The sequence below is a fragment of the Bacillus altitudinis genome (assembly GCF_001191605.1).
Lineage (GTDB): Bacteria > Bacillota > Bacilli > Bacillales > Bacillaceae > Bacillus > Bacillus altitudinis.
The window spans coordinates 1,434,315-1,460,105 of the sequence record NZ_CP009108.1 but is presented as its reverse complement, the minus strand read 5'-3'; the positions used below and the strand labels follow the sequence as shown (position 1 = coordinate 1,460,105).

Annotated in this window: 22 protein-coding genes and 2 pseudogenes; 6 read left to right on the top strand and 18 right to left on the bottom strand. The window is 42.9% G+C overall.

What is annotated here, in order from left to right; all coding sequences use genetic code 11:
- Positions 1-26 precede the first annotated feature (26 nt).
- The 7 genes and pseudogenes from ID12_RS07255 to ID12_RS07225 all read right to left on the bottom strand — a co-directional run bounded on the left by ID12_RS07255 (position 27) and on the right by ID12_RS07225 (position 9,004).
- A complete protein-coding gene (locus tag ID12_RS07255; protein ID WP_050826975.1) occupies positions 27-1,742 on the bottom strand; it encodes a DUF2334 domain-containing protein in 1,716 nt (571 codons plus the stop codon).
- Positions 1,732-2,583 (bottom strand): GGDEF domain-containing protein, encoded by an 852-nt coding sequence (locus tag ID12_RS07250; protein WP_050826974.1) that lies wholly within the window; start codon positions 2,581-2,583, stop codon positions 1,732-1,734. The genes ID12_RS07255 and ID12_RS07250 overlap by 11 nt, the downstream gene beginning before the upstream one ends.
- A complete protein-coding gene (locus ID12_RS07245; protein WP_050826973.1) occupies positions 2,564-3,646 on the bottom strand; it encodes a glycosyl hydrolase family 8 in 1,083 nt (360 codons plus the stop codon). The genes ID12_RS07250 and ID12_RS07245 overlap by 20 nt, the downstream gene beginning before the upstream one ends.
- A gap of 197 nt (positions 3,647-3,843) precedes the next feature.
- Positions 3,844-6,030: a DNA topoisomerase III gene (gene topB, locus ID12_RS07240; RefSeq protein WP_050826972.1), complete on the bottom strand. Its 2,187-nt coding sequence runs from the start codon at positions 6,028-6,030 to the stop codon at positions 3,844-3,846.
- A gap of 72 nt (positions 6,031-6,102) precedes the next feature.
- The gene (locus ID12_RS07235; protein ID WP_050826971.1) at positions 6,103-7,158 is read right to left on the bottom strand and encodes a tartrate dehydrogenase; all 1,056 of its coding nucleotides are present in this window, start codon (positions 7,156-7,158) and stop codon (positions 6,103-6,105) included.
- Between the two features lie 228 nt (positions 7,159-7,386).
- Positions 7,387-8,151: pseudogene (locus tag ID12_RS07230) on the bottom strand (DMT family transporter); the annotation flags it as partial.
- Between the two features lie 32 nt (positions 8,152-8,183).
- Positions 8,184-9,004 (bottom strand): annotated as a pseudogene (locus ID12_RS07225) (AraC family ligand binding domain-containing protein).
- 154 nt (positions 9,005-9,158) lie between these two features.
- Between ID12_RS07225 and ID12_RS07220 the strand changes: the two are divergent.
- On the top strand, positions 9,159-9,833 hold the full coding sequence (locus ID12_RS07220) for a GntR family transcriptional regulator (protein WP_050827671.1): 675 nt from the start codon (positions 9,159-9,161) through the stop codon (positions 9,831-9,833).
- A 132-nt stretch (positions 9,834-9,965) separates the two neighbouring features.
- Entirely contained in the window at positions 9,966-10,262 is a 297-nt protein-coding gene (locus tag ID12_RS07215) for a DUF3817 domain-containing protein (protein ID WP_008347156.1), read from the top strand.
- Positions 10,263-10,319: 57 nt separating this feature from the next.
- Here ID12_RS07215 and ID12_RS07210 read toward each other — a convergent pair whose 3' ends face one another.
- The gene (locus tag ID12_RS07210; protein ID WP_234717170.1) at positions 10,320-12,575 is read right to left on the bottom strand and encodes a hypothetical protein; all 2,256 of its coding nucleotides are present in this window, start codon (positions 12,573-12,575) and stop codon (positions 10,320-10,322) included.
- 160 nt (positions 12,576-12,735) lie between these two features.
- On the opposite strand from ID12_RS07210, the gene ID12_RS07205 reads away from it, so the two are divergent.
- Positions 12,736-12,954: a hypothetical protein gene (locus tag ID12_RS07205; RefSeq protein WP_050826969.1), complete on the top strand. Its 219-nt coding sequence runs from the start codon at positions 12,736-12,738 to the stop codon at positions 12,952-12,954.
- 13 nt (positions 12,955-12,967) lie between these two features.
- Positions 12,968-13,150 (top strand): hypothetical protein, encoded by a 183-nt coding sequence (locus tag ID12_RS07200; protein ID WP_008347162.1) that lies wholly within the window; start codon positions 12,968-12,970, stop codon positions 13,148-13,150.
- Positions 13,151-13,738: 588 nt separating this feature from the next.
- Here the strand turns inward: ID12_RS07200 and ID12_RS07195 are convergent.
- Both ID12_RS07195 and ID12_RS07190 read right to left on the bottom strand, forming a co-directional pair.
- A complete protein-coding gene (locus ID12_RS07195) occupies positions 13,739-14,161 on the bottom strand; it encodes a pyridoxamine 5'-phosphate oxidase family protein (protein WP_008347166.1) in 423 nt (140 codons plus the stop codon).
- Between the two features lie 294 nt (positions 14,162-14,455).
- Positions 14,456-15,325, bottom strand: a complete 870-nt coding sequence (locus ID12_RS07190; protein ID WP_050826968.1) for an SDR family oxidoreductase — start codon at positions 15,323-15,325, stop codon at positions 14,456-14,458.
- 155 nt (positions 15,326-15,480) lie between these two features.
- On the opposite strand from ID12_RS07190, the gene ID12_RS07185 reads away from it, so the two are divergent.
- Positions 15,481-16,092 carry a class I SAM-dependent methyltransferase gene (locus tag ID12_RS07185; protein ID WP_017358489.1) on the top strand — a complete coding sequence of 204 codons (612 nt, stop codon included), beginning with the start codon at positions 15,481-15,483 and terminating at the stop codon, positions 16,090-16,092.
- A gap of 15 nt (positions 16,093-16,107) precedes the next feature.
- Here the strand turns inward: ID12_RS07185 and ID12_RS07180 are convergent, their stop codons facing one another.
- The 3 genes from ID12_RS07180 to ID12_RS07170 all read right to left on the bottom strand — a co-directional run bounded on the left by ID12_RS07180 (position 16,108) and on the right by ID12_RS07170 (position 20,118).
- Entirely contained in the window at positions 16,108-18,195 is a 2,088-nt protein-coding gene (locus tag ID12_RS07180; protein ID WP_008347174.1) for a BglG family transcription antiterminator, read from the bottom strand.
- A gap of 121 nt (positions 18,196-18,316) precedes the next feature.
- Entirely contained in the window at positions 18,317-19,399 is a 1,083-nt protein-coding gene (locus tag ID12_RS07175) for a C45 family autoproteolytic acyltransferase/hydrolase (protein ID WP_050826967.1), read from the bottom strand.
- Positions 19,400-19,491: 92 nt separating this feature from the next.
- Positions 19,492-20,118 (bottom strand): GDSL-type esterase/lipase family protein, encoded by a 627-nt coding sequence (locus ID12_RS07170; protein ID WP_050826966.1) that lies wholly within the window; start codon positions 20,116-20,118, stop codon positions 19,492-19,494.
- Positions 20,119-20,532: 414 nt separating this feature from the next.
- Between ID12_RS07170 and ID12_RS07165 the strand changes: the two genes are divergently transcribed.
- Positions 20,533-21,168, top strand: a complete 636-nt coding sequence (locus tag ID12_RS07165; RefSeq protein WP_024720223.1) for an FMN-dependent NADH-azoreductase — start codon at positions 20,533-20,535, stop codon at positions 21,166-21,168.
- Between the two features lie 34 nt (positions 21,169-21,202).
- Here ID12_RS07165 and ID12_RS07160 read toward each other — a convergent pair whose 3' ends face one another.
- Genes ID12_RS07160 through ID12_RS07140 form a run of 5 tightly spaced genes read right to left on the bottom strand, consistent with a single transcriptional unit; the run spans position 21,203 to position 25,771 of the window.
- A complete protein-coding gene (locus tag ID12_RS07160; protein ID WP_007498093.1) occupies positions 21,203-21,976 on the bottom strand; it encodes an IclR family transcriptional regulator in 774 nt (257 codons plus the stop codon).
- A gap of 14 nt (positions 21,977-21,990) precedes the next feature.
- Positions 21,991-22,995 carry a 5-oxoprolinase subunit C family protein gene (locus tag ID12_RS07155; protein ID WP_048002385.1) on the bottom strand — a complete coding sequence of 335 codons (1,005 nt, stop codon included), beginning with the start codon at positions 22,993-22,995 and terminating at the stop codon, positions 21,991-21,993.
- Entirely contained in the window at positions 22,992-23,738 is a 747-nt protein-coding gene (pxpB, locus tag ID12_RS07150; protein ID WP_050826965.1) for a 5-oxoprolinase subunit PxpB, read from the bottom strand. Before pxpB ends, ID12_RS07155 begins: the two co-directional genes overlap by 4 nt.
- 19 nt (positions 23,739-23,757) lie before the next feature.
- Positions 23,758-24,549 (bottom strand): putative hydro-lyase, encoded by a 792-nt coding sequence (locus ID12_RS07145; protein ID WP_050826964.1) that lies wholly within the window; start codon positions 24,547-24,549, stop codon positions 23,758-23,760.
- A gap of 4 nt (positions 24,550-24,553) precedes the next feature.
- Complete coding sequence (locus ID12_RS07140; RefSeq protein WP_008347191.1) at positions 24,554-25,771, bottom strand: NRAMP family divalent metal transporter; 1,218 nt, start codon at positions 25,769-25,771, stop codon at positions 24,554-24,556.
- Positions 25,772-25,791: the final 20 nt, after the last annotated feature.

The following is a 25,791-nucleotide window of genomic DNA, read 5'->3' as shown; positions in this document are numbered from 1 at the left end:
GTATTAATGATAGGTAAAATAAGATATCAGCCACCTGATTTTCTCTCCTTAAAGATCCGTTTTTTCATCGTCAGCCTTAAATACAATGTGTAAAAAGCAAATGCCACAATAAAGAGCAGCACCACCATTGTGAGCATTCGAAGCATATTTTCCATCCCGCTTCGTTTGTTTGTTTTTGGTTCAGCTATATTGGATTGCTCTATTTGAATATGTCCATTTCCTGTTGTTTTGATCTGGACATGCGGGGTTTCAACAGTCTGTTTTGTTTTCTTTAAATCTAGCCATTCACTAGAAGGGATCGCATCCATTTGTGTGATTAACTCTTGCAGCCCATCTATCCCCGCTTCCACATCATAGGACAACCCAATGGCGGCGGATTGGATATGCTGCATGGATTGAATTGTCTGCTCAGCCAGTATGTTTGCACCTTCTTGGTCCGACGCTGTATCTATAGACAGTTCAGGATATAAAGTCATGCCATGAAGCATGGCGGGTGTCGACAAAAACGGTGATGCACTTCTTGTTTTCCATGTACGGTCTGAGAGCTGCACCTGTCCAAATAGACTGGACACATGGCGGGAAATCACTTCATAGCCTTGCAGGGAAATGGCGTCATTTGGCACTTCAAATGCTAGTGGATATAACCCCTGCTGCGTGAGCAATTCAATGCCTTTTGTCAGCTTTTCTTCTGTATAGATGGCTTCTTGATGTTGATTGGATTTGATATACGCATTAAAATCTTTTTCATTCGGAAAAAAGCTTTTGTTCAGCTGCTGATCAGCTTTCTCTGGTTCATTTGACGTAACGGGCTGATCGTACTTTACATCCCAAAATTCAAAGCCTTTACCCGACTCCTCCGTTCGATACGTACGGCTAAACCCATGAAGAACGACACTAGCTCCATTGCTTTGCAATTGTTTTAACACGTGGACAAGTTTAGGTCGGTCACTGAGCGTCACTTCATCCCCTGTTGCTGGATCAATCCATATAGGGGTCACCGCCAGCAGAAAAGGGATATGGCGAGCTGTTACGTATCGTCCAAGTTCAAGTAACTTCTTCTCATCCGTGACGGGGTTAATCTTCCCAAGCTGTAAGTACTTTGTCTTCGTCTGACTAGAAGCCGGCAGGAGACTTTCAAGCACCTCTGCAAGTAGCTTGTCGTGCTGAAACATATTTAGCATTCCGACATATGCCGCACCTTCTTTTGTTTGAATCACAAATGGCTGTTCAGCTTGATTTTTCTTCAATAAGAATGTACGTTGCAGATCTGTCCCTTGAACCGTCTGAGCTGTGATTCCTCTCTCTAGCTGACGGTATTCTTGATCATCAGTATCTTTGATTTGACTGATGTGATCTTGTTTGTGAAAAGTAAGCTTCGAGAATGGACGAAGCTGTTCCGCATTGTATCCTATTGCGATTAAACGTTTTGATTCGTTTATGAGACGTACGGTTTGTGCTTTCAACGTTCTCTTTTCTTCACCTATATAGATAACTTGCTGAAAGTCATTGAGGTTCTTTTCAGTGATTTGTTCATCAGATAAAATGGTCGTTCGTGTGGAAAAATGCCCCACAAGTACATCAAGCATATGAACAGTTGGAGTTGCCTCACCTGATTGTGTGGAATAGACGATGAGGGTCCTGAACTCTTTCTCAAGTGCACCAGCTGATGTACTGTCTTTGATCGAAAGCATAGAGAAAAGAACGAATAACAAACAACATTTCGTCAAAACATTAAAGTTCATTCATCATCATCTCGTTTTCTAGTTCTTCTAAAAATTGCTCTGGTGTCCGATAATCCGAGCTGCTTGTTAAATGACAGACATGAAAAGTTAAGGTCACTTTACGACCATTTAGCAGGACATGCGTTTGCAGTTTATCCTTTAGCTTTTCAAGAACGATCGAGACGTTTTCTGCAGGTGTGTGAGTGAGAAGCAGCCCGATTCGTTCTTCGGATAATCGAAATTTCTTATCGGTTTCTCTCACACTTTCGCGAATCTTCATACTGAGTTGCTGGAAAAGATGCTGCATTTCTTTTTCTCCATATAATGTTTTGAATTCCGCTGAGTAGTGCATATGAAGAAGGATAAAGACGAATGGCTGTTTGTATCGTTCTGCTCGTTTCATTTCCTCAGACAATTCGAGCCTCATCCGCTCTGCATTGTCAAAGCCTGTGGTTGAGTCAATCGCTACAAATTGTTTGATGGCCCTCTTTTGTTGGTCAATGGTGTAACGCATCATTTTTATTCGCTCATGCACGTTTCCAGCAGAAATAGCAAAAAAGAGAAGCGCCACGCCCCATATCACGACATCTTGCAACGTTTGATTAGAAAAGAGTGAATTTGTGTGACCAAGCTCTGTAAAGAACATCCCGCTTCCTATAAAGAACAAAATCAACAAAGTAAAAACCAATGCTGGCAAAATACCAAATAAAATGCCGCATCCTATCACGACAAATGTGAGTGTGATGATCATGACACTCTCCGCATCACGTCCATTCAAGTAGCCCATAAATAAAATGAGTCCCGCAAACGTGAGGAGCAGCGTAAAATACGTGCGATAGGTGTTACTGAATAACCTTTTCATTTAGAAGCTCCCTTTCTGCAATTAGAGGCAATAAATTATCAAATGAGTGTGTATCTTTTTCGTTCATATAGCCTCCGTAATAAGGCTTGAGAGGATCTTGGATTTGCAGCTCTTTCATTCGGTGATAGACGTCTTTTGCAAAATCATCTTCTCCTTGTTTGAGTGCATATAAGATCACCAGTGCATAGACTGAAGGCGATTCATACGTCACTGCTGGCTGCAATGTGCTCAGCTTATATCGTCCGTACAGTTTTCCTTCCTTTTGGAAGTTGGTTTTCAGCCATTTCATGATGACGGATGTATCAACCTGTGCACGTTCAGCATAAAGAGCCGTATAAAGCTGGTCGATCAAGTTGATTTCCTGATCAAATGAGTAGACTTTCTTCACTATGTCATAGGATTTTGGAAAAAACCCTTTTTGTCTCGGTGCATTTTTTAGAATGGCCAATTGGTTGTTCATCATTTGTTCTGTGAATAGGTGGAGGGATACTAGTTCTTTGATTGCTTTTGGGTCAAGATATGAAAGTGTGATTGTATGTGAAGTTTGCTTTGTCGATGCATCATAATAGTCGGTCAACATACCCTTGAACATGTTTTTGTCTTTTAACGCTTTTGCGATTTTTTTGGCTGTGGTTTGATACACTGACTTCTGCCACAATTGATCTGCTTTTTGAAGCGCTGTTACTACACGTAAGTCATCAACTAAAGCATTGACTTGGCTTTTTTGATGAGATTCGATTTGCCAGCTAAGAAGATCATGTTCCAGTAAGAATTGAGTGCGCAGGACGTCTACCTGTTGATCAAAAGATGTTTGATCTTTTTTTCTAACAAGATAATCCATCCAAAGTCCGAGCGATTCTGATAAGTAAGTAGGCTGTTCCGCAAGCGAGGTCTGAATCATGCCTTGGTTTGTCATTAAGTGGTGAGTCATAAAGTACTCTCCTGACAATACTGGCTTTGCAGGTTCTGGTTGAGCTGAATGTTGCTGCTGTTTCCAGGTACATCCGCCTAGTAGAATGACAATGAGTATAGCGATAGCTGTACGATGTATGGGTTTATCCATTCGTGTCCCCTTTCAATCCCTGTTCTCTCTAAGCATCTAACGATTTATTATAGAGCGTTTCTGTTTAAATGAAAATAAATATTTTATACCAAATTACGAGTCTTTTCGCTTACATATTCCCATTTACAGAAAAACAACATGTCAAAATACTCGAACAAACAAAAAACCCATGCGAATTTACATGGGTTTTTACACAACTATTGATCTAATTTTAGTTTCTTCAATTGTTCTGCAAGTGCGTTATTGATTGGTTCTTCCACTTTCTTTTGTTTCTTCATATATTTAGACACATCGTGCTTACTGGCTCGTTTTTGATTGGATTGTGATTTACGTTTTTCGAAGACAGACAGTTTCTCTCTATGACCACAAACACAGGCAAATATTTTGCCATCGCCTTCCCCGCGCAGCTCAAGCTTTTTATGACAGTTCGGGCAGCGTGCATTTGTTTTCTTTGCCACATTTTTTCGATGTCCGCATTCTCTATCCTGACAAACAAGCATGGTGCCGTTTTTCCCGTTCACTTTTAACATGAGTTTTCCGCAGTCAGGACAATGTGTGCCTGTCATGTTGTCATGCTTAAAGGTTTGGTTCGTTTGTTTGATTTCAGATACGGCTTGTTTTGCATATGACTTCATTTCACTCATGAATTGAGAAGCTTTCAATTGGCCTTTCGCAATTTTAGAAAGCTTTTGTTCCCATTCCGCTGTTAACGCAGGTGACTTTAAATCTTCAGGTACTAAAGAAAGCAGCTGCTTCCCTTTCGATGTGATGAAGATGTCTTTGCCTTTTTTCTCAATTAAGAAGCTGTTAAACAGTTTCTCAATGATATCAGCTCGAGTTGCCACTGTCCCCAATCCACCCGTTTCGCCAAGGGTTTTCACTAAGTCCTTTTCCTTGTTCTGCATAAATGCAGACGGGTTCTCCATGGCAGATAAAAGGGTCGCTTCGTTAAAACGAGCAGGAGGTTTCGTTTCGCCTTTTGTCTCTTTTAATTGGCGTACGTCAAGTGACTGCCCCTCTGTTAATGCCGGCAAGTGCTGATCTGCTTCGGCTGATTCCTCGTCTTCATAGGAATCATCGTACACGGCTTTCCAACCGGCTGATTGCACAATTTTTCCTTTCGCTGTGAATGTCTCACTGCCGATCTTGGCGATCACTGTTGTTTCCTCATATTCAAAAGGGGTCATCAGTACAGCGAGGAATCGTTTGGCAATGAGGTCATATAATTTACGCTCTTTATCACTTAATGCACCCGGATACAGCTCTTCCTCGGTTGGAATGATCGCATGGTGATCTGACACTTTGGCATCGTTGACGAATCCTTTATGTGCTTTAATGCCTGATTGTAGAATGCGATTCACATGCTGCGCGTAAGGTCTAACGTTCATTCCTTTGAGTCGATCTTTTAATGTGGGAACGATATCTGCCGAAATAAAACGTGAATCTGTACGCGGGTACGTCACAAGCTTATGCTGTTCATACAGACGCTGAAGTGTAGACAGTGTTTCTTTTGCTGAAAAACCGTAGCGTTTATGGGCATCACGCTGCAATTCTGTCAGGTCATATAATCCTGGAGCAAAGGATTTTTTCGCTGTTTTTTTCAGTGCATCAATCACTGCAGGTTTTCCTTTACAGGCTGCCAAGCGCTCCTTCACTACATCCTCTTGGAATGTACGGTTTTGTTTTGTCTTTGCATCCTGCCAAGTCAGCGTCAGTCCGTCTACTTGTGCAGTCAGCCCAAAGAACGGCTTCGGCTGGAATTGCTGAATGTCTTCCTCTCGCTTGGCGATCATAGCAATCGTTGGCGTTTGCACACGTCCACAGGATAACTGCGCATTGAACTTCGTTGTCAGCGCTCTTGTTGCGTTGATCCCTACAATCCAGTCGGCCTCTGCACGCGCAACCGCCGAGCGATACAGGTTATCATACTCTCTGCCGTCTTTTAATCGTTTGAACCCTTCTTGAATGGCTTTGTCTGTAACAGACGAAATCCATAGACGTTTTAGAGGCTTTTTCACATGGGCTTTTTCAAGAATCCACCTTGCCACAAGCTCCCCTTCGCGTCCTGCATCTGTTGCGATGACAATGTCTTTTACATCTTTTCTCGCCAGCTGCGCTTTGACCGCTTGGAACTGTTTCCCTGTCTTTTTCATCACGACAAGCTTGAGTGGTTCTGGAATAATTGGTAAATCCTCTAGACGCCAGGATTGAAATTCTTTCCCGTAGCCTTCTGGATCAGCCAGTGTCACCAAGTGGCCAAGCGCCCACGTGACAATGTATTGATCTCCTTCTAAGAAACCATTTCCTTTTTTATGACACTTCAGCACACGTGCAAGGTCACGTCCTACCGAAGGTTTCTCTGCTAATACAACTGTTTTTGACACTAGATTTCACATCTCTTTCTTCTATCCATCCTTTTATTATAGCAGACGTGGAGATGCGGTTCTAATGACGGATTATTTCTTCAATCGTTTAATGATTTCGTTTGTGACCTCTTGTGTTTGATAAGCTCCGCCGATATCTGCCGTTAAAAAGCCGTCTGCTGTGACAGATTCAATCGTATCGAGAAGGTGTGTGCCTAATTCTTCCTCTCCGAAATGATCAAGCATGAGTTTAGCGGTCCAGATTTGTCCGATAGGGTTTGCGATCCCTTTTCCAGCGATATCTGGTGCTGATCCATGTACTGGCTCAAACATGGATGGATATTTACCATTTACATTGATATTGGCTGCTGGTGCGACGCCAATACTACCCATTATGGCGGCACCAAGATCCGTCAAAATGTCACCAAATAAATTGCTGGCTACGATGACATCGAATTTCTCTGGTCTTGTGACAAAGAAGGCTGAGAGCGCATCAATGTGCTGAGAATCTGCCGCCACATTAGGGTAGTCCTTTTTGACGTCTTGAAACACTTCATCCCAAAATGGCATGGTATGCACGATGCCGTTTGACTTTGTTGCACTTGTTACATGCTTTCGTCTCTTTTCTGCTAATTGAAAAGCAAAACGCATCGCACGTTCTGTCCCTTTTCTAGAGAAGACGGCATTTTGAATCGCAAGCTGATCCTCCCCTTGATAAATCCGACCCCCAATTTCACTATATTCGCCTTCTCCATTTTCTCTTACAACTAGTAGATCGAAATCTTTTGGCTGAGCAAGCGGAGAACGGATGCCCTTTAGCTGTTTTGCCGGTCTTACGTTAATCACCTGTTCAAATTCCCGTCTAATTTTAATGAGCAGTCCCCAAAGCGAGATATGATCAGGCACTAAGTTGGCATCACCGACAGCCCCTAAGAAAATACTGTCAAAGGCTTTCAGTTGTTCCAATCCATCCTTTGGCATCATCTCGCCATGCTCTAAATAGTATTCGCAGCTCCACGGAAAATGCTGAAAAGAAAAAGTCAGACCGCCATGCACCTCTGATATCGCTTTCAAAACACGTACTGCTTCTGGTACAACTTCTTTTCCTACCCCATCACCAGGTATCGTCGCAATCGAAAAGTGTTTCATTGTATTCTCCCCCTTATGAATGGTCGACCGTCGACCGATTAAGTTGAGTTTACTAAAGAGTTTATGTTCTTTCAATAAACAAAAAGACGCTTTTTGATCAAAGCGCCTTTTTGTTCTGCAACTGTAATGGGACTGACTGTTTTTTCTACCTGCTCCTTTTTTATCTGAAAGAAGCAATCCTCCCAAAGTCAGAGCTGTTCCGAGCAGTGACATGAAGGTCAATCTCTCATGGAGAACGATCATTGAAATGACCATCGTGATGATTGGAACGCCATAAATGTAGATACTCGATTTCACCACACCGATCGTCTTCACGGAAAAGCTCCATGTTAGAAAACAAATAGCAGATGCAAAGACGCCTAAAAACAGCAAGTGGAAGGTAAACGATGGATTCGTCAACCGCTCCCAGTCTAAACGAATCTTAAAATGCCAGATCAGTGGAATCATCCATAAAAGCCCGTAAAAGAAAACACGTCTTGTCACCTGAATAATATGGTAGCCATATTGATTGATCATTTTCGATAAAATGGAATAAAATGCCCAGACAATGGTAGCCATAAATGCTAAAGCATCGCCGAGTGGATTCAATTGGAATGTCGTCATCCCGTTCAAGCTAATCAGCACAATTCCCGTCATCGCAATGAAAAAACCGATAAAAAACCGGCTATGTAGCGGCTCATCTTTTAATAAAAAATAAGACAATAGAAAAGAGAAAAATGGGACAACGGAGCTGATAACACCTGCATTCGAAGCGAACGTATAGGTAAGTGCAACATTTTCTAAAAAATAGTATAAGACCACACCGCATAACCCTGCGAGCGCAAACATCCCTTCATGCTTTCTATGCTGCACCTTCATGGTGACTGGATAAATGATCATCAGGGCAAGGTACCCAAGGAAAAAACGAAAAAATAAAATCTCTGTTGGAGAAAAAGCCGTTAATAATATTTTGGTTGATATAAAAGTAGATCCCCATAAAAAAATGGTGAGCATGGCTGCTAGATGACCAAGAAGCTGTTTATTTTTCATTTTGCTATTACCTGCTTTGCAAAAATTTGCTGATACTGCCCTGGCGTAAGCCCAATAAATTCCGAAAAGAAATGAGTCAAATGACTTTGATCAGAAAATCCAGCGGCAGCAGCTACATCTATTGGCTTCATTCCTTGGGCGAGAAGTTCCTTCGCATAGTTCACCCTGATTGTCTGTAAATAACGATACGGCGTAATTCCTCTGAACTTTGTAAAAGCACGCAGCAATGAATATTTGTTCATGGACACAAGCTCACCTAAGTCATCTAACGATATATTTTCCGTGAGATGTGTTTCAATATATTGCTGTACGTCTTGGACTTTTTGTTCATTGGCATTGGCTGCTGATGCTTTTTCCTCTAGTGTATCAGAATAGGTTTCGATCAACTGCTTCATCAAAAGTAAAAGGCTTCCTGTTTATTCAAAGCAGGAGCTTCTTCTGTGATCATTTGATGAAGATCATATAATTGCTTTGCTAGTTCACTTTGTGAAACCACAGGGGCTTTAAAATGCGGCTTGTGCTGAAAGACCTTCTCCAGCACCTCTGGTTCAATATTTAAGCTGCGATAATCTAGCGGCATGTGATCAAATTGTTCACATGCGTGGTTATCGTACGGATTGAAAAGAAGGATATCTCCTTTTTCAATGATGTATTCTTGATTTTGGCAGAACATACGTCTTTGACCGCCTTCAATAAATCCTATCACATAGTATGGATGAAAATGTTTTGGGAACTTTTTGATGATGGCATGAAAGCGATACGCCTCTATTTGCAAGTCCTGGTCAAAATGGACTGTTCGTTCCTCTAGTATTCTCATGTCGATCCCCTCTTTTCACTGAGCTGATCATTAGTGTAGCACACCCTTTTTCTCTTGGATTGTACGATATTGACTTTTCGATGCAGGCTTGCCTAGAGGGAAGAACTTGGATAACATGAGACAAAAGATGATGTACAAAAGAGGGAATGATGGGATGAATTCATTCGAGATGGAAAGACCAGCACCGTATCACATGCAATTTTATGAACAGCTGAAGCAAATGATTTTTGATGGCCAGTTTCAGCCAGGAGAGCGCATCAATGAAACACAGCTTGCCAAACAATTTGGCGTAAGCCGATCACCGGTCAGAGAGGCGATGAGGCTTTTAGAAAAGGACGAACTTTTAATCGCTGATCCTAAATCAGGCTATTCTGTCTATACGTTAACAGAGCGGGATGTCGAGGAACTCTATCAAGTCCGAATGGCTTTAGAAACGCTTGCCGTTAAGCTTGCCTGCAAAGAAGCCACAGATAGAGAGATAGATGACATTGAACAGGTGCTCACGAAGGCAGACGAAGCAATCAAACAGCAGCTGCCATCTCAGGATATCGTTCAGTTAAACGAAGCGTTTCATCAAACAATCATACAAGCCAGTCACAATCACCGTTTATCTAAACAATTAAATCACGTGAATGCGCTCATTCATTATTGCCGCATCTTTCATTTTAGCGGCGGGCCTCGGGCTGAGACGATTCAAAAAGAGCATACGGCCATTTTCACTCAAATAAAAGAACGCCGGGCTGCGGCAGCCGTTCAGGCGATGACAGACCACCTAATACATGATGTGGCGCATTTAAAGCAAGTACTCTATGAAACAACCGAAAAGTAACGCGTGTCATTTCCCATTTTTTAAGCATTCGTTGAACATATTTTGAATTTTTCGTAGATTATCGCATGTTCAGGCGATCTTTCGTTTATATTAGAAGATGAGAAACTAGCTTTTATACAGGAGGATTTGTATATGCATACAAGTATCAGCCGTCTGAGACAGGCGGGTTTTATTGAGGGTATGTCTCTTTTAACCCTTCTTTTAATTGCCATGCCTCTAAAATATTTTGCGGATATTCCGATGGCGGTCACCATTGTGGGCTCTCTTCATGGCGCATTGTTTGTGATCTATATGCTCATTTTGGCATATGTAACATTTAAAGTTCGCTGGCATTTGAAATGGTCCATCGCCGGATTCTTTGCGGCATTCATTCCTTTCGGCAACTTCGCCTATGACAAGGTGCTTCGCCAGTATGATACAAAAGCTTAATCAAAAGGGCTAAAACGACATTCGTTTTAGCCCTTTTTCTACACGCTGACGTATTTTTTAAATCGATGCATATTTCACAATGGCTGCTTGACGTGTCATTTCGTGATATGCCACCCATAATTCATCACCTGGCAGTACGCTAGTGATCGGATCGATTGGCTGTTTCACTTCATACATCACGCCTTCTCTCTCAATCTGAATGATCGCTAACGGCTGGTTGCCGATGACACCGGAAAATGTGACATGGGTCACTTTTGCACTTCCTTGTTTCTCTTGCATAAGACTGATTTCTTTATCCAGCTCTTCTTGTTTTGTCTGCATCGTGATTTGAGTTCCTGGCGCGACCTCCATATGGTCAGGTATGAATTGACTGACCGTTTTTGTGATGGATTGATCTCCGCTAGAAACCGTCACATCCAGCATAATAGGCTTCTGATCATGAATTGTGACTGGATATTGCTTCACCCGTTGGATCGTTCCTGTCAATGTCACGTCTTTCCCCGATCGATTCCGCACTTCATGGCCATAAGCTGCCATTTTCAGCTGACCACTGATGTCGACGAGATCGGCTTTTTCTCCTGTTCTAAATTCAAAACCAGCCGCTTGAACCATCGGAATGATATACCTTTCCTGATTTGCTTCAAATGTAAGTGATAAGACGGTGCCTCGTCCTACGGTTCCATATGATTCTATGTTTCTTAAAATAGCGCCTTTGATGAACTTTGGCTCGCTTGGCTGCGAGAAGTCACCCTCTTTTAAGAGCATCGCTTTTTTCTTTTTCGGATTGTAGAGAATGGCGATACGCTGACCCGGCTGCGGTATCTGAGTATAGGATACAACCGTTTTAACCGCCTTCTCGATATTTCTCCCATCATATTGAAATTGAAGCTGCATGTTGACCAGCGGCTGTTCGTTGATGTAGGTACCCGTTTCTTTGACTGATACAATATTGGCTTCTAATGTGACACTGTCTTTTATCTTGTTCTTTCTCACCAGTCTCAAAATCGGTGGCAGGAAGATCGCTAGCACAAATAACAGCAGTGGGATAAAGAGCCATATCGCCCAGTTGAGAATGAGTGGTCCGCCCTTCATGACATATTGCATAAAGGTGTCAACAGACGTTTGGTGGGCTGGACTGGCATTTTCGATTGAGATGACCTTTTGCAAAGGAAATTCCTTTAGCTGTTTGCTTTTCGTCTCAAATGCCCCCGTTAATTGGTTGCCAAGTGAATAATAGAGCCAATTGCTCTTCACATTTTTATGAAAAGAGAGATCTTCTTTTTGTAAAGATTCATATGACAACGACTGAGACAGCTTGCTGGCAGACGTCGCCTTATTCGTGCGATGATTATAAATATAACCAGTCAGCTTGCCTTTTGCTTCATCCTTTGCTGTCGAGCCTAAAAGAAGAACTTCTTCTTCATTCAGCTGGTAGATAAAGGTTTGGTAAATTGGTTTTGGTGTTGGGACGACTTCCCCAAGCCTTCCCTCTGCATTCACTTTCCTTGGTCTTTTTGGATAGTTGGATTCGACAGCGACAGCGACAGCCACGTTTTGTGATGATCCGATCGTTTTTTGCAGCTGCTGCACGACTTTATCTTCAATGAGGCTAAACGGTTCTGCACTTTTGGAGACATAGACCCCAAGCTGATGCTTCTCGTTTGAGATTCCGCTGACATATGCCTTCTGGTCATTTTTCAAAGTCAATTCAAACATAGGGAATGGGGTCTGCCCTCTAAAAGAATTCATGACGACATCGATGGAAACAGGTCTTGCTGGCAGCTTCAGCTCGTTGAGATTGTGGACATGAAACTGACCATTCTTTAGCTCACCGAGGACCGCAGCAGCGCCTTCCATTTCTCCTGTAAACACGAGACGTCCATTCCATTGATATGTATTCGTTTTTAAAAATGAAGGAATCTGTAAGTTTTGCTTGACGAGTTCTTTCTTTGCTCCGCTTGGAGACAGTTTTTCGATCAACAGCTGCTCGTCTTTATTTTTTAAAGCAACTAAGAGATGGTTCCCTTGAATGGATGGCAGCATTTCATTAAACGAATCGCTTGCTGTGGTCCATTCACTGATTCTTTTTCCTGATTGAGGATCATACATTGCAAAATGGAGCTGCTGGTTTTTTGATACAGCACTCACCACTCGTTTTCCTTCATCGAATGTAAACATTCGTTTGATGTCATACTCTGTTACTTTCCCTGCGGACAAATCATCTTGGTAATGGTTCCACACCAAGACACTAAGAATGATCGCTGGAATAAAGAAGACTATATACCTGAGGAAAATCACTGGTATTCTTTTCACTTGATCGCTTCCTTTCATGGAGTTCCTTTTTCTTATACGTCAGTGCAGCGAGAATGTTTCATGCTAGAAGAATACCATTCCAACTTTCTAAATCCATATTTTACATATTTGATTGTTTACGATAAAATCCAATCAGATTCAAAAAAAGGATGTTATCTCAATGGATAAGCTATCATCGATCATTCTAGCGGCTTGGCTGCGTGTTCCCCGTTGGTTCAAGCAAGGGGTGCTCGTATCTATTACCATTTTCTTTTTTTATATGTGCTTTGTAAAGGGGCTGACTGGCTGGTACACCTTGCCGCCTGTCACTTTGCTCGCATGCGCCATTTGTTCCTTTCTCATCTGGATGGTGTGGCTAAACAATCAAAAAAACAAGTAAAAAGGAGAATTTCATGAAAGAATCCATCTTTTATTTTGCTATCTCTTTTGTTCTTCAATGGGTTTGGTTTGGGGTTGTGCATCCAGATAGAGGCGTGACACTGCTGGACATGTTGATCTTTTCTATTTTGTTTACGGTGATGTTCTTTTTTATTGGCCGGATTTGGAGGTATCAGAAGAAAGGGCGAAGTGAGTGATGATGAAGCATTTCCTCTTTCTGTCAGTGAGCAGTTCTATTGTGAGCGGAGAATCCTGTTAAAGGGGATGTCATGCGGACGGTATCCGCTTTTTTTCTTCCTTTTTCCTATTTTATTGTTTAAAACGTAAAAAGGCTGCCAAATAGATGGCAGCCCGTTTCTTACTCTTTTCATGCAAATAAATAATCAATGTTTAATCTCCGTCACGGAGTGTATGAATTAAGATTCGATCATATCAGTGTGTCATATGTGTTCCGAGTGAACCTACGTTTGAAAGTAAACGCCATGGAAGTTCTGGATAACAAGACAACGAAAGCCCTACCTCTCATTCGTCCTTACGGCTCCGAAGCCGTGCCAGTGTGAATTGTAAATCAAAACGTCTTTTTTCCATTCTTCCGCTTTTATAGGGGGCGGTTGCAGAAGGAAAAGAATAAGTTTGTTCGCTTTGACAGCGTCTCGTTCTTATCAAGTAGAAGCTCTATTGCTTCTCATTATGTCATAGAAAAAAGAAAGTTTACTTTCTTTATTTATTTGCTATTTCAACACTTAATATAAAACTATAACACGTTCCCCCAACTTACGCAAGTGTTAAAGTGATAATTCTGCTGGTGTCCGGTTTCCTTCGTTCATATAACGAATGGAGGTTGGGTCAATCTTAAGGATCACTAGGTTTGGATCATCTTTTCCTTTAAACCATTTCTCCATCTCATCAGACCAAAGGCGGTCGATCAGTTCTGGATCATCAGTTAATGTGGCTTTACCTGCAATTTCTGCATATGTGTCCCCAAATCCTTCACCTGAATAACCAATGAGAATATGAACATTCGGATTTTTTTCAATCTCATCAGCTTTATGTGTTTCTTTGCTTGTTGGTGTATATAATGTCAGCCCTTCATGAAAAAAAGTCATATAGCGGGTATGCGGCTTATCTTGTTCAACAGTCGCCAATGTTCCGACTTTTTGTTCGTCTAATAAATTCATTACCTTTTGTTTTAACTCTTCTTGTGACATGTATCTTCACTCCTTCAAAATGTCATCCGTACTCTTAGGTTTCCACGACAATCCATTCATTAAACAAAGAAATGTGTTTTTCATAAAAAGACATCTTCTAGCTGATGCTATAAAAAACGGATACATTGAAAGGGGAAGTTGAACATGCATCATGAAACGATGTTCCATTTGAGTTCACTTGTTATTGCAGCGGTTGTTGTGGGCATTATCATATGGTCTGTCTCATCTGTACAGAAGAATCGGAAGAAATACTAAATACACCGCCCAATCAAAGCTGGGCGGCGTGTTTATTGATCATGTATTCATAAAGGAACCGCCGTTGACGTGAAGTGTCTGTCCCGTCATATAAGACGATTCGTCTGAAGCAAGCAGTACATAGCAGCCTACATGCTCCACAGGCTGTCCTGGTCTTCCCATTGGGGTCTCGGCCCCGAAGTTTTCGACACTGCCTTCATCAAATGTAGATGGAATGAGCGGCGTCCAAATTGGGCCGGGCGCTACACCGTTTACCCGAATTCCATCTTTCACAAGCGACTGTGCCATAGAACGAGTAAAGCCGTTGATGGCCCCTTTTGTCGCCGTATAATCAATGAGCACTTTGTTGCCTCGATACGGGTTAATAGATGTTGTATTAATAATGGAACTTCCCGGTTTTAAGTAATCGAGTGCCTTCTTCGTAAAATAAAAATAAGAATAGAAATTGGTTCTAAAGGTTTGGTGAAGCTGTTCACTAGAAATATCTTGAATACGTTCTTTCGGATGCTGTTCGGCCGCATTATTGACTAATATGTCCAGCTTCCCAAAGGCTTCAACTGTCTTTTCTACCGCTTTCTCACAAAAGGCTTCGTCCCCGACATCCCCTGCAATCGTTAAACATTTGACGCCTTCCTGTTCTACACGTTTTTGCGTATCCTCTGCATCCTCATGTTCATTTAAGTATACGATCGCGACATGAGCTCCTTCTTTGGCATACGCGACAGAAACGGCACGTCCAATTCCGCTGTCTCCACCTGTAATCAGCGCTACTTTTCCTTTTAGCTTACCAGACCCTTTATACGATTCATCCTCATAGATCGGCGCAGGATTCATTTCTCTTTCACTGCCTGGCTGCTGATCCTGCGTTTGGCGCGGAATGCCATTTGTTAAGTATTCACGTAAATCCATGTGTAAGCTCCTCCTTGATTTGTTGATGTATCCTTTCATTACCACTTCATTTTTTTACTCAAACATCCCCATGCGCCATCAATGCGTTTTGAAAACTGACAGGTTTCAGGGTGGGAAAAATCGGTTACATAAACATGAAAAAGGAGCGTTCTCACATGCTATCAACCATTTCTAAAACCTTTAGCAGACCAAAAGGCTGGCTCGGAAGCATCGCAGGTTTTATTATGGCAAATGAAAACAAGGCACTGAATCAATGGGCGATCCAGCATTTAGATTTATCAGATGGTGAAAACATTTTGGAAATAGGCTACGGCCCCGGCTATAGCATCAAACATATGCTCAAGCATTATGACGATCTTCACATTGATGGACTAGATGCTTCTTCAACTATGAAGGAACAGGCGCATTCGCGTATAAAGAAACGATCCAAAGAGAAGCAGGTCCGGCTTTATGTCGGGAAAATTGAAAAAACGCGCCTCCCGGCAGATCAGTATGACAAAGTACTTTCTGTTAACAATTATACGATTTGGGATGACCCAAAGGCTGGCGCACTCAACCTTTATCACACCTTGAAACCTGGCGGAAAACTCGTCATTGTGATGCAGCCAAGAGAAAAAGGAGCGGACGCCAATCGAACAAAAGAAATGGGCGAAAGCATCCTCAATGACTTAGAATTTGCTGGATTTGATCAGTTTTCTGTTGAATATGAGGAGATTCGTCCCACCCTCGCTGTCTGTGTCACAGCAAAAAAGCCGAGAAGCGAATAAGCTCTCGGCTTTTTCTTACCATTTTGCCTCTTTGACAAATTGATAAAAAAGTTGATGTAATTTCTGTTCAATCTCTTCCTTTGTTCCTTGTCCATAAAGTGCCATGCTTTCTTCGCTTTCAATGATGGATGAACTGATCAGGCTAAACATTTCAGACCCTTCTTTGCCAAGCTCTAGCGGGGCCAGCATGAGGAGCATTCTGGACATGAGCTGCTGCCCGCCATCCATGCTTTTGATCTCGTATGCCTCATCAAGATCATAGATATGAAAGACCGGTTTCTTAATGAGATCATGCTTTAAGTGAAAAAGAGCAAACTCGGTTCCTGGAATGCCTAAACCACCTTGCTGCTCACGCTCAAGTAAACCGGCTGTCACTTCGTCTGCACGTTCTAAATAGCCTTGACTTTCAACCTGACGCATCAGCTCTCTCATTGTTGACTCATGCTGCTCCGTCGTCTTCTTTTTTTCGATTGTAAAATGGGACAAGATGCTGCGAATCACTGACATATAATTCGTGATTTGCTCTGCCATCCCTATCATATCAACCGTTTCCTCCACCGATTCTTTTGCAGATTCCTGCGCTCTTTTTTTCTCAATCAGATAAGGAATTTTTCGTTTAATATGAGACTTGACCCGCACCGCGTCATCCTCGTTTAAGAGCGGGCTGACCATAATGTAATCAATATGCTCATATGGGATCGGAACGGTTGATACGATCATGTCATAGCTCGCAGCGTCGATTTCCTTTAACTCCATTAAGGAAGATAGATCGAATTTGGCGATCTCAGGCAATTCTTTTTTCAATCGTGATGCGAGCATTTTGGACGAACCGATGCCGCTTGAGCAAACGACCAATGCATGAATCTTTGTTTCTTCTTTTTTAATTTCAAGCACCGAACCAAAATGAAGCACGATAAAGGCAATTTCATCCTCTGGAAATTCGATCTCAGGAAAGAAGCGCTCCACACCTTCTTCAATCGCCATGAACAGCAAGAAGTAGTCTTTTTTTATTTGTTGTGTGAGCGGATTGTAAATCCGCATCTTTTCTTTTAATCGGTTCATAGCTGGTTCAAGATGAGACACGAGTCCCTCATACAATGAATCGTTTTCATTTAAATGGTAGCCTGTTTTATGAGAAATAAAGTCAATGAGTTTCTTCGTTCTCAGCGCAATATCTAACTCAATCTCATCAATGCGGTATTCTGCCGTAAAGCTTCGATTTGCACTGCGCAAATGGATGGTCATGTAGCCGACCTCCGCTTCAGGAATCTCTACATTAAACATGCGTTCTAATGCTCGTGCGATTCTGAGTGAAGATTCAAATTCCTTCGTCCGCTTTAATTCAAGCAATTCTTCCTCTTCCATCCGAATGGTTTCACCGATTTGAATGCGTTCAATGGCATAGGTTAAGTGAACGACAAGTGCAATATAGGCACTATCTGACAACGAGAGAGAGAGTCTGTTTTTCAAATGAAAGAGCAGCCTTTCTACCTTGAGCAGCTGTCCTCGACTGACTACCCCAAACACCTTTTCAGTCGCTTTCGTTCGATGTTTAATATTCATCTCAATCGTTTCGAGAAATAATTGAATGTCGAGACGGTCAACGATCAGGTTGCCGACAATTTTTCGTTTGGCTTCCTCAGGCCCTTTTAATTCAATGCCGTACCCACGCTTGCGGATAAGCAGTAAACCGTAAGGAGCGATCCAGTCCGTCAGTTCATCTAAGTCGTAGCTGATGGTCGCATTTGTGACCTGCAAGTCGGCTGCAAGTGTATATAATTTCACCGGTTCCTTTGCTTCGAGCAGGGCACACAGGATTAAGAGCTTCCGTTCATCAGAACTATATTCAATTTGATCTTCATTTGAGATATGAGACAGAAGCCGCTGTTTGTCTTCCTGTTCACCGACCGCCTTCAAGCCCTTCCCCGGCTGTTTATCAAGTGATAGGTTGTAATTCTTCAAAATAGGTTTAATGGATTTAAGTTCTCTATGAATGGTTCTTGTACTTACCTGAACAGAATCGGCGATCTCACGAATGGTGACATAACGATTTTGCTGAATCATATATTTGATCACTTTCTGTTCTCGTGCCGTTATGTACATGAAATGCCTCCTTCTGCTTAAATAGGTCTATTATCACACTTTAATATAAAACGCTTTCACTGATCGATGCAACCTGAAGTTGATCTAAATTTGGCACACAGGCTGTGACAAAATGAAAGACTCACACGTTTCTCCAAAATGATGGTCCATAATCCTTTTGATGAAATTGAATCGTTTGTTCATGAAATGGCAGTGTGCCCCCGACCTTTAATGAATAGGTAGGATGATAGACGGGAGAGCCAAAGCAATACTCCATCGTCCCTTCCTCCGGCCGAAACATGACGGTTCGCATCGTCCCAAACAGCTCTTCATAATTGTGCACAGTCAGACCAGCAGGGTATTCTGCCTGAAATAGTTCCGTAAGAGACTCGCTTGACGGCTGTTCTTCTAAAGCTTGAATTAACATGTCGTACCTGACAACAGAATGATGTTTCGTCAACCCTTTTGCCGTGTGATCAGCGAGCGGATGGTTCGTAGCCGCAATAAATCCACGCTCCGGCCTTCTCACCTTTTTTTGCCCATCAATCATTTCAATCACAGCCGCCTCTCCCTGCCGGTCGGCAAGCATTAGGTGAACATTTGACGCGACGGGCATTTCCTGTACAAAACGGACGGCATCCTCCACCGTTTTACAGGACTCTAGCACAGCACGAATGACATGATATACTTGCAAGCCAGCAACAGCCGGCGTCTTTAAGCCTGGTTCGTTGCCAATAGGCGGACCGCATGCAGAAAATGTTACCGATAGACCATGCTCATTCATCCCATCCGATCGACCAAATAAGATTAATGATGAGCCTGTATGGACTGCTGAGCCCTTCACATGCGTAGATACAAGACGCATATCATCAAACAGCGGAGAAAAATCATAGTTGCGCAGCATCACCGTCTGTTGATTGGCAGCCTCATTCCCCTGCATCACACAATGGGAACAGCCTGGCTGAAGATGCGAAGAATAGAAAAAGGTCAAATCGCTTTCATCTATTTGCATTTCATCACAAAATCCCGAGAGTTCTTCTTCTAACTGAGGAAGAAATGGTCGAATCAGCTGCTTTGTTTCCTTCACAGCCTCTTTTGATAACGGTTCTGTTTGAATGTATTGTTTCTTAAGCAAAGGGCGCTCCTTCAGCCAAATAGCCTGCTGCTTTCCTACCTCATAAGCTGTTCCTTTCAATTCATGAAAATACGCGCTCATCTCCTGCATGTATCCACCTCTTTTGTCTTTGTTTCTTTTATCATATCGAAACAGCCCTTTATTTAAAAGAATGAAAAAACTGTAATCCCGCGGGATCACAGTTACTTAAAGGATTGTTGAAACAGCGCTTCTGCCATTACTTCATATCCTTTGTGGTTCGGATGAAATTGATCAATTGATAAGTATGCGCTTTGATGACCTTCAAATACACCGTAAATATCCACCACTTCTACATGTGGATTCGCAGCAAGCTGGCGAAGGTGATGGTTGTATTGCTTCAGCCATCTCTCGGCGATCGGAATCTCAGGAAAAGGATTATATAAATTCAATAAATATACGCAGTATGGTTGATGCTGCCCTCTTTTTATCAGAGCGATTTCTTGAACCATTTTGCTAAAATTCGCCTGACAATGCATAGACGCTTGCAGCAGTGTCTTTTCATCTTCACCTTTTTCATACTGCAGAACAGCTTGAACAAGATCATTCCCGCAGCCTGTGATGGTGATGATGTCAGCATGAGCAATCGCCCGTCTTACATCAGACCGCTGAAAAAGCTGCAAGATCTCTTCCGTTGTTAACCCTGATTTCGCAAATACGGACAGTTTCACCGGTATATGCAGCTTCTTTTCAAGCTTCGCCGCATATCGCTCCGTAAAACCGCCGCCAAATAAACGTGCCCCCACCCCAACCGTTAAGGAATCTCCAATCGCAACATAGGATCGTCCCACTCTTATCCCTCACTCTCTCCTGCCTTCTCTTATATATACGAAAAAGAAGAACAAATGCTTGTAGCAGATGGCTTAAAGGCATCCACCTTTTTTTCAAAGACGCAGGATGAGCGCATTTACAAACACTTTACTTGCGATATCGATCCATTTTTTGTTCAATGGGAGTAGGGTTTTTTTGCTTAAATCGCAGCTTTGAAGCGTTTCAGAAAAATTTACAAACTTTTTATCTTGATTTCAAGACTTTATACCTTGACTTCAAACTATATAGTGATTACAATGAAAATATCAGTTTTTATGTAACTGTGCTTGTTACATCTTTTTCATAGCATTCCAATATGATTAAAGATGCCACATATTCAGTGTATCTTTGGGATACGCTAAAAAAATCATTGAAACAGGAAGGATTGAATGAACATGGCAAAAGTTTTATACATCACTGCACATCCGCATGATGAAACAGTTTCTTACAGTATGGCTACTGCTAAAGCATTTATCGAATCTTATAAGGAAGCAAATCCAAGTGACGAGGTTGTACATATCGATTTGTACAAAGAAAACATTCCTCACATTGATGCAGATGTATTCGCTGGATGGGGCAAGCTTCAATCTGGTGCTGGCTTCGATACACTTTCAGCTGAAGAGCAAGCGAAAGTTGCTCGCCTAAACGAATTAAGCGATCAATTCGTTTCTGCTGACAAATACGTATTTGTTTCACCACTTTGGAACTTCTCATTCCCACCAGTTCTTAAAGCATACATCGACTCTGTTGCTGTAGCTGGTAAAACATTCAAATACACTGAGCAAGGTCCTGTTGGATTACTAACAGACAAAAAAGCGCTACACATCCAAGCACGTGGCGGATATTACACTGAAGGTCCTGCTGCTGAACTAGAAGCAGGTCACCGTTACCTTGGAACAATTGCAAACTTCTTCGGTATTCCTTCTTTCGAAGGTCTTATTGTTGAAGGTCACAATGCTGAGCCTGCAAAAGCAGAACAAATTAAAGCAGATGCGATCGAACGTGCAAAAGCTTTAGGTAAAACTTTCTAATCATGAACACGCAAAAAGCCAATGATCTTAACGGTCATTGGCTTTTTATTTGTTCAGATGCAAAACCTAATTCTTTTGAAATGCCGCTGGCCGCTTTTTTGACCTGCTCAATTAAATAAGGAAGCCGTTCCTTTTGATAGCCGGCCTCAAACCCTGCAATACTAATGCCTGCTGCCACTTCTCCGTGATGATTGAAAATGGGCGCTCCAATAGCGGCAGTATAGTTTTCAAGCTCTGAATAGCTTAACGTATATCCGCGCCTGTTTGATTCTTCGATCATGTTTCGCAGGACATCTTTATCGGTAATGGTTCCGATCCCAATTTTCCCGAGCTCTACCGAATCAATATAGGCAAGTCTCTCTTCCTCTGGCAAAAAGGAAAGAATACTTCTCGCACAAGCTCCCGCATATAATGGGGATCTTCTTCCGACGGCGGTATAGAGCCGGACAGGCTGCGTTCCTTCCATTTTCTCCACATAAATGGCTTCATCTCCTTCACGAATAATGAGCTGAACAGCCTCACCTACCTCATCACGCAAGTTTTCCATAAAGGGCCTTGCAATTCTACGGATATCGAGGCGATCGGCGACAAGCTGACCGTATTCAAGGAACATCAATCCTAATCGGTAAACACCTGAAGGATGCTTTTCTAATAATCCCATATCGGCTAACGAGTTGGCCATTCGGTGTACAGATGTTTTGGGCATGCTCGAGAGCTCAATCATGTCATTTAACGTTAATTGTTCGTGTGTGATAAAAAGCCGTAATATCTCCATTGATTTCACAACGGTTTTATTTGTGTTCTGCATGTTTCTCACCTTTTCTAAAACGAAAATGCTTCGAGTTTTAATCTTGCCGTCAGGTCCTTCATTTCTGCTTCTTGTGTGAATAAGGCTTGCTCTGCTTCTTGGCGGTCAATTTGTTGAAACGTGAGATTCGCTCCAGGCATCGCCTGCGCAATGAGCGGCAAATCGACTGTTGCCACCTCACCAATACGGGGATATCCACCTGTCGTCTGGCGATCTGCGAGCAGAATAATCGGCTGGCCGTCAGGAGGAATTTGAATAGAGCCAAAAGCAACCGCTTCTGAAATCAATTCAAGCTTTTGCTTTAAACGTATCGGTTCTCCTTTCAATCTGCATCCCATACGATCAGATTGGGGAGTGACCTGATAAGACCGTTCGAAAAAAGCTTGCTGCGATTCTTCCTGAAAATGAGACAGATGTCTCCCTGCCAGCACCCGAATGACTGGTGATTTCCCGAGAGGCAAAAAATGAGCATGATTGACTGTCCAGTCTGGCGCACGTTCCCCTTTGCTTTTTAACATGTGAACGAGGCTCACCGCCAGTGGTGACGGTTCTCCAATCGGCAGGACGTCTCCTTTTTCTAGCGGACGCCCTTCTACCCCGCCTATCTTCGCTCTGACGTACGTACTTTTACTTTTCATCACCGGCTCAACATCAAATCCACCGGCTACAGCGAGGTAGGAGCGGCATCCCCTCTTACAAGGGCCAAAGGTGATCGTGCTTCCTGCTCGAATGAAGAGCGGTTTCCATAGAGGCACTTGTTCCCCGTCAATCTCAACCTCCACATCAGCACCGGTCAAAGCGATCAGCTGATCCTTCTGACATGTAAACACTGGGCCGGGTCCCATTAATGTGATTTCCAGCACCGCTTCGTTTTCTTGATTCCCGGTGAGGATGTTGGCGATTCGGAGCGAGAGCGAGTCCATGCCGCCGCTCGTTAAAACACCGTACTTCTGATAGCCTATTCTCCCTTTATCTTGAATGGTGGTGAACATTCCTGGCTTGATGACATGCATACTCAACGATCTTCCTCCTTCATGCTGAAAAATTCCTTTTCAGACAGTTGAACAAATCGAACCTCGTCCCCTGCCTTTAGTAGACTAGGTCTCTCAGCATTCGGCCGAAATAAGGACAAAGGGGTTTGTCCAATGAGCTGCCAGCCTCCGGGTGTAGATATCGGATAAACCCCTGTCTGCTTCCCCGCAATACCCACAGACCCTTTCGGAATCGACATTCTTGGTGTTTCTCTACGCGGAGCTGCAATTTTTTCAGAAAGTCCGCCTAAAAACGGGAACCCAGGAGCAAACCCAATCATATAGACAAGATACGTCCCGGATGTGTGAATACGTACAACTTCTTCAGGCGTCAAACCATTGATACGGGCGACTTCTTCTAAGTCAGGACCGAGCTCTCCTCCATAACATACAGGAATGTCGACGATCCGGCGCTTTGCCTGATTCCCCTCCTGCCAGTTGTCTTCAAGGAGGTTTTCAATATAGTCTTTGACCCATTCATACGGAGAGATTGCACGTTGCTTAAGCTGAGCAGATTGATACACCTTATAGGGCTCATAAAAGACGGTCACGTTTGTAAAGGCTTGAACAGCTTCCACATATCCGTCAAATGGATGCTGTTCAATACATGAAAACAGCTGCTTCACACGCTCATGAATGTCTTCACTTATGTCAGTCCCGGCTTGAATGACAATGGCTGCGTCTCCTAGCGGATGGAACGTGATCGTATCTTTTATCGTTGAAAATGCCACTCTTATGACACCTCTCTTTCTACAGGACACCGAGCTTTTGATCTCTTACATCTGTGATAAACATATGACCGGGTGCATGGGTGATCGCAATGTCTGGCTTAGTGTGCATGACAATGGCTTGCGGCGTCACACCACATGCCCAAAACACCGGGACTTCCCCTTCTTTGATCACAGATGGTTCTCCAAAGTCTGGTTGATCTACATGTTCAATGCCAATCACAGCTGGATCACCTATATGGATAGGACCGCCATGTACCGATGGGAATCTAGATGTCACCTGAACACTTCTTGTGACTTGATGCGCTGGGATCGGCCTCATACTGACAACCATCGGACCATGGAATACACCTGCCCTTTCACATGGAATGTTCGTTTGATACATTGGTACATTATGACCGTCTTCAATATGGCGGACAGGAATGTCATTCAGCATCAGTGCATGCTCAAACGTAAAGCTGCATCCGATGAGAAAGCCCACCATATCATCCTCCCAATAGGAAGAAATATCTGTTACCTCTTCTTGAAGAACCCCTTTTTTGTAAATACGATATTTAGGGAAATCCGTTCGAATATCCGCATCAGGTGCTGAACGCCTTGGCACTGGATCACCTGGGTCGAGCACATCAAGCAAAGGGCACGAAGCCGGATTCCGCTGACAAAATAAAAGAAAATCGAAGGCTAGCTCTTTTTTGACGATCATTAAGTTGGCTTGCGCAAATCCCTCAGCAAAGCCAGCCGTTGGTCCTGTGATCTTCTGCTTACGAATCAATTCCCTTATTTGTGACGGCTCATAGGTTTGATATGCTTTCATGTGATCAGCTCCATAGTTTTGGAATTTCATTCATGATGGTATATCCGCCCATGATTGCCATGATGACAACAACAAACGCACCTGTTGCTGTCAAAAAGAATGGATGGCGATAATCACCGACAATTTCTTTTTTATAGGCAGCAATCAGCAATGTTCCGAGTGCAAGCGGCAAGATCAATGCATTGATGGCCCCAACCAAAATCAATATGTTCACAGGTCTTCCAATCGTGATAAAACAAATGGTCGAGAGCGCAATGAATCCAACGATAATGCCTCGTTGATTTTTCTCGATTTTTGGTGAGAAGGTTTTAAAGAAGGAAACGGAGGTGTATGCTGCTCCAATGACTGAGGTAATGGCGGCAGCCCACATAATAATCCCGAACATTTTATATCCAACATTTCCAGATGCTAATTGAAAAACAGACGCAGGCGGGTTCGATGGATCAATCTGTAAGCCTTTTGAGACAACTCCTAGAACGGCTAAAAATAAAGCCACACGCATCACGGATGTGATCAAAATACCGAAAATGGAACTTTTCGTCACTTGTGGCAATGCATCCTTCCCCTTAATGCCAGCATCCAGCAGACGATGACCACCAGCAAAAACGATATAGCCGCCAACCGTTCCGCCGACAAGTGTCACAATCGATAACATGTCAATTTTCTCTGGCACGAAAGTTCTCATGACCGCTTCTCCAACTGGCGGTGCTGTGGAAATAGCCACATACAGCATCAGACCAATCATGACAAAACCAGCAATTTGTGTGAATCGGTCCATCGCTTTTCCAGCCTCTTTGATGACAAAAATGAGAATCGCAATGACTGCACTGACCCCAGCCCCTATGCGGGGATCGACGCCGAATATGACCTGAAAACCGAGACCCGCACCAGCGATATTTCCAATATTAAAGGCAAGACCCCCAATGACAATCAAACAGGCTAACACATATCCGAGCCCCGGCAGAACCATATTGGCAATGTCCTGTCCTCTTTTTTCCGAGACGGCAATGATACGCCATACATTTGTTTGCGCAAAAATGTCTAGCAAAATAGAAATCAAGATGACAAACCCAAAGCTAGCTGCGAGCTGCTGTGTGAACACCGTTGTTTGTGTTAAAAATCCCGGTCCAATGGCGGACGTTGCCATTAAAAAGGCTGCGCCCATCAGCATAGAACGGTTCCCTTTTGGAGCTTTCATCTGTTTGGCTTTCTCTCTTTTCATGCTGTTTCCCCCTTTGATGA

Excerpts from the sequence above, each read along its gene's own strand:
- ID12_RS07200 (WP_008347162.1), top strand. The coding sequence starts at position 12,968 with ATGAAAGAATCCATCTTTTATTTTGCTATCTCTTTTGTTCTTCAATGG.
- ID12_RS07215 (WP_008347156.1), top strand. The coding sequence starts at position 9,966 with ATGCATACAAGTATCAGCCGTCTGAGACAGGCGGGTTTTATTGAGGGT.
- ID12_RS07175 (WP_050826967.1), bottom strand. The coding sequence starts at position 19,399 with ATGCAGGAGATGAGCGCGTATTTTCATGAATTGAAAGGAACAGCTTAT.
- ID12_RS07235 (WP_050826971.1), bottom strand. The coding sequence starts at position 7,158 with ATGAAACACTTTTCGATTGCGACGATACCTGGTGATGGGGTAGGAAAA.
- ID12_RS07160 (WP_007498093.1), bottom strand. The coding sequence starts at position 21,976 with ATGCAGAACACAAATAAAACCGTTGTGAAATCAATGGAGATATTACGG.
- ID12_RS07220 (WP_050827671.1), top strand. The coding sequence starts at position 9,159 with ATGAATTCATTCGAGATGGAAAGACCAGCACCGTATCACATGCAATTT.
- ID12_RS07205 (WP_050826969.1), top strand. The coding sequence starts at position 12,736 with ATGGATAAGCTATCATCGATCATTCTAGCGGCTTGGCTGCGTGTTCCC.
- ID12_RS07195 (WP_008347166.1), bottom strand. The coding sequence starts at position 14,161 with ATGTCACAAGAAGAGTTAAAACAAAAGGTAATGAATTTATTAGACGAA.
- ID12_RS07145 (WP_050826964.1), bottom strand. The coding sequence starts at position 24,549 with ATGAAAGCATATCAAACCTATGAGCCGTCACAAATAAGGGAATTGATT.
- ID12_RS07140 (WP_008347191.1), bottom strand. The coding sequence starts at position 25,771 with ATGAAAAGAGAGAAAGCCAAACAGATGAAAGCTCCAAAAGGGAACCGT.
- ID12_RS07180 (WP_008347174.1), bottom strand. The coding sequence starts at position 18,195 with ATGTACATAACGGCACGAGAACAGAAAGTGATCAAATATATGATTCAG.
- ID12_RS07185 (WP_017358489.1), top strand. The coding sequence starts at position 15,481 with ATGCTATCAACCATTTCTAAAACCTTTAGCAGACCAAAAGGCTGGCTC.
- ID12_RS07245 (WP_050826973.1), bottom strand. The coding sequence starts at position 3,646 with ATGGATAAACCCATACATCGTACAGCTATCGCTATACTCATTGTCATT.
- ID12_RS07190 (WP_050826968.1), bottom strand. The coding sequence starts at position 15,325 with ATGGATTTACGTGAATACTTAACAAATGGCATTCCGCGCCAAACGCAG.
- ID12_RS07255 (WP_050826975.1), bottom strand. The coding sequence starts at position 1,742 with ATGAACTTTAATGTTTTGACGAAATGTTGTTTGTTATTCGTTCTTTTC.
- ID12_RS07250 (WP_050826974.1), bottom strand. The coding sequence starts at position 2,583 with ATGAAAAGGTTATTCAGTAACACCTATCGCACGTATTTTACGCTGCTC.
- ID12_RS07165 (WP_024720223.1), top strand. The coding sequence starts at position 20,533 with ATGGCAAAAGTTTTATACATCACTGCACATCCGCATGATGAAACAGTT.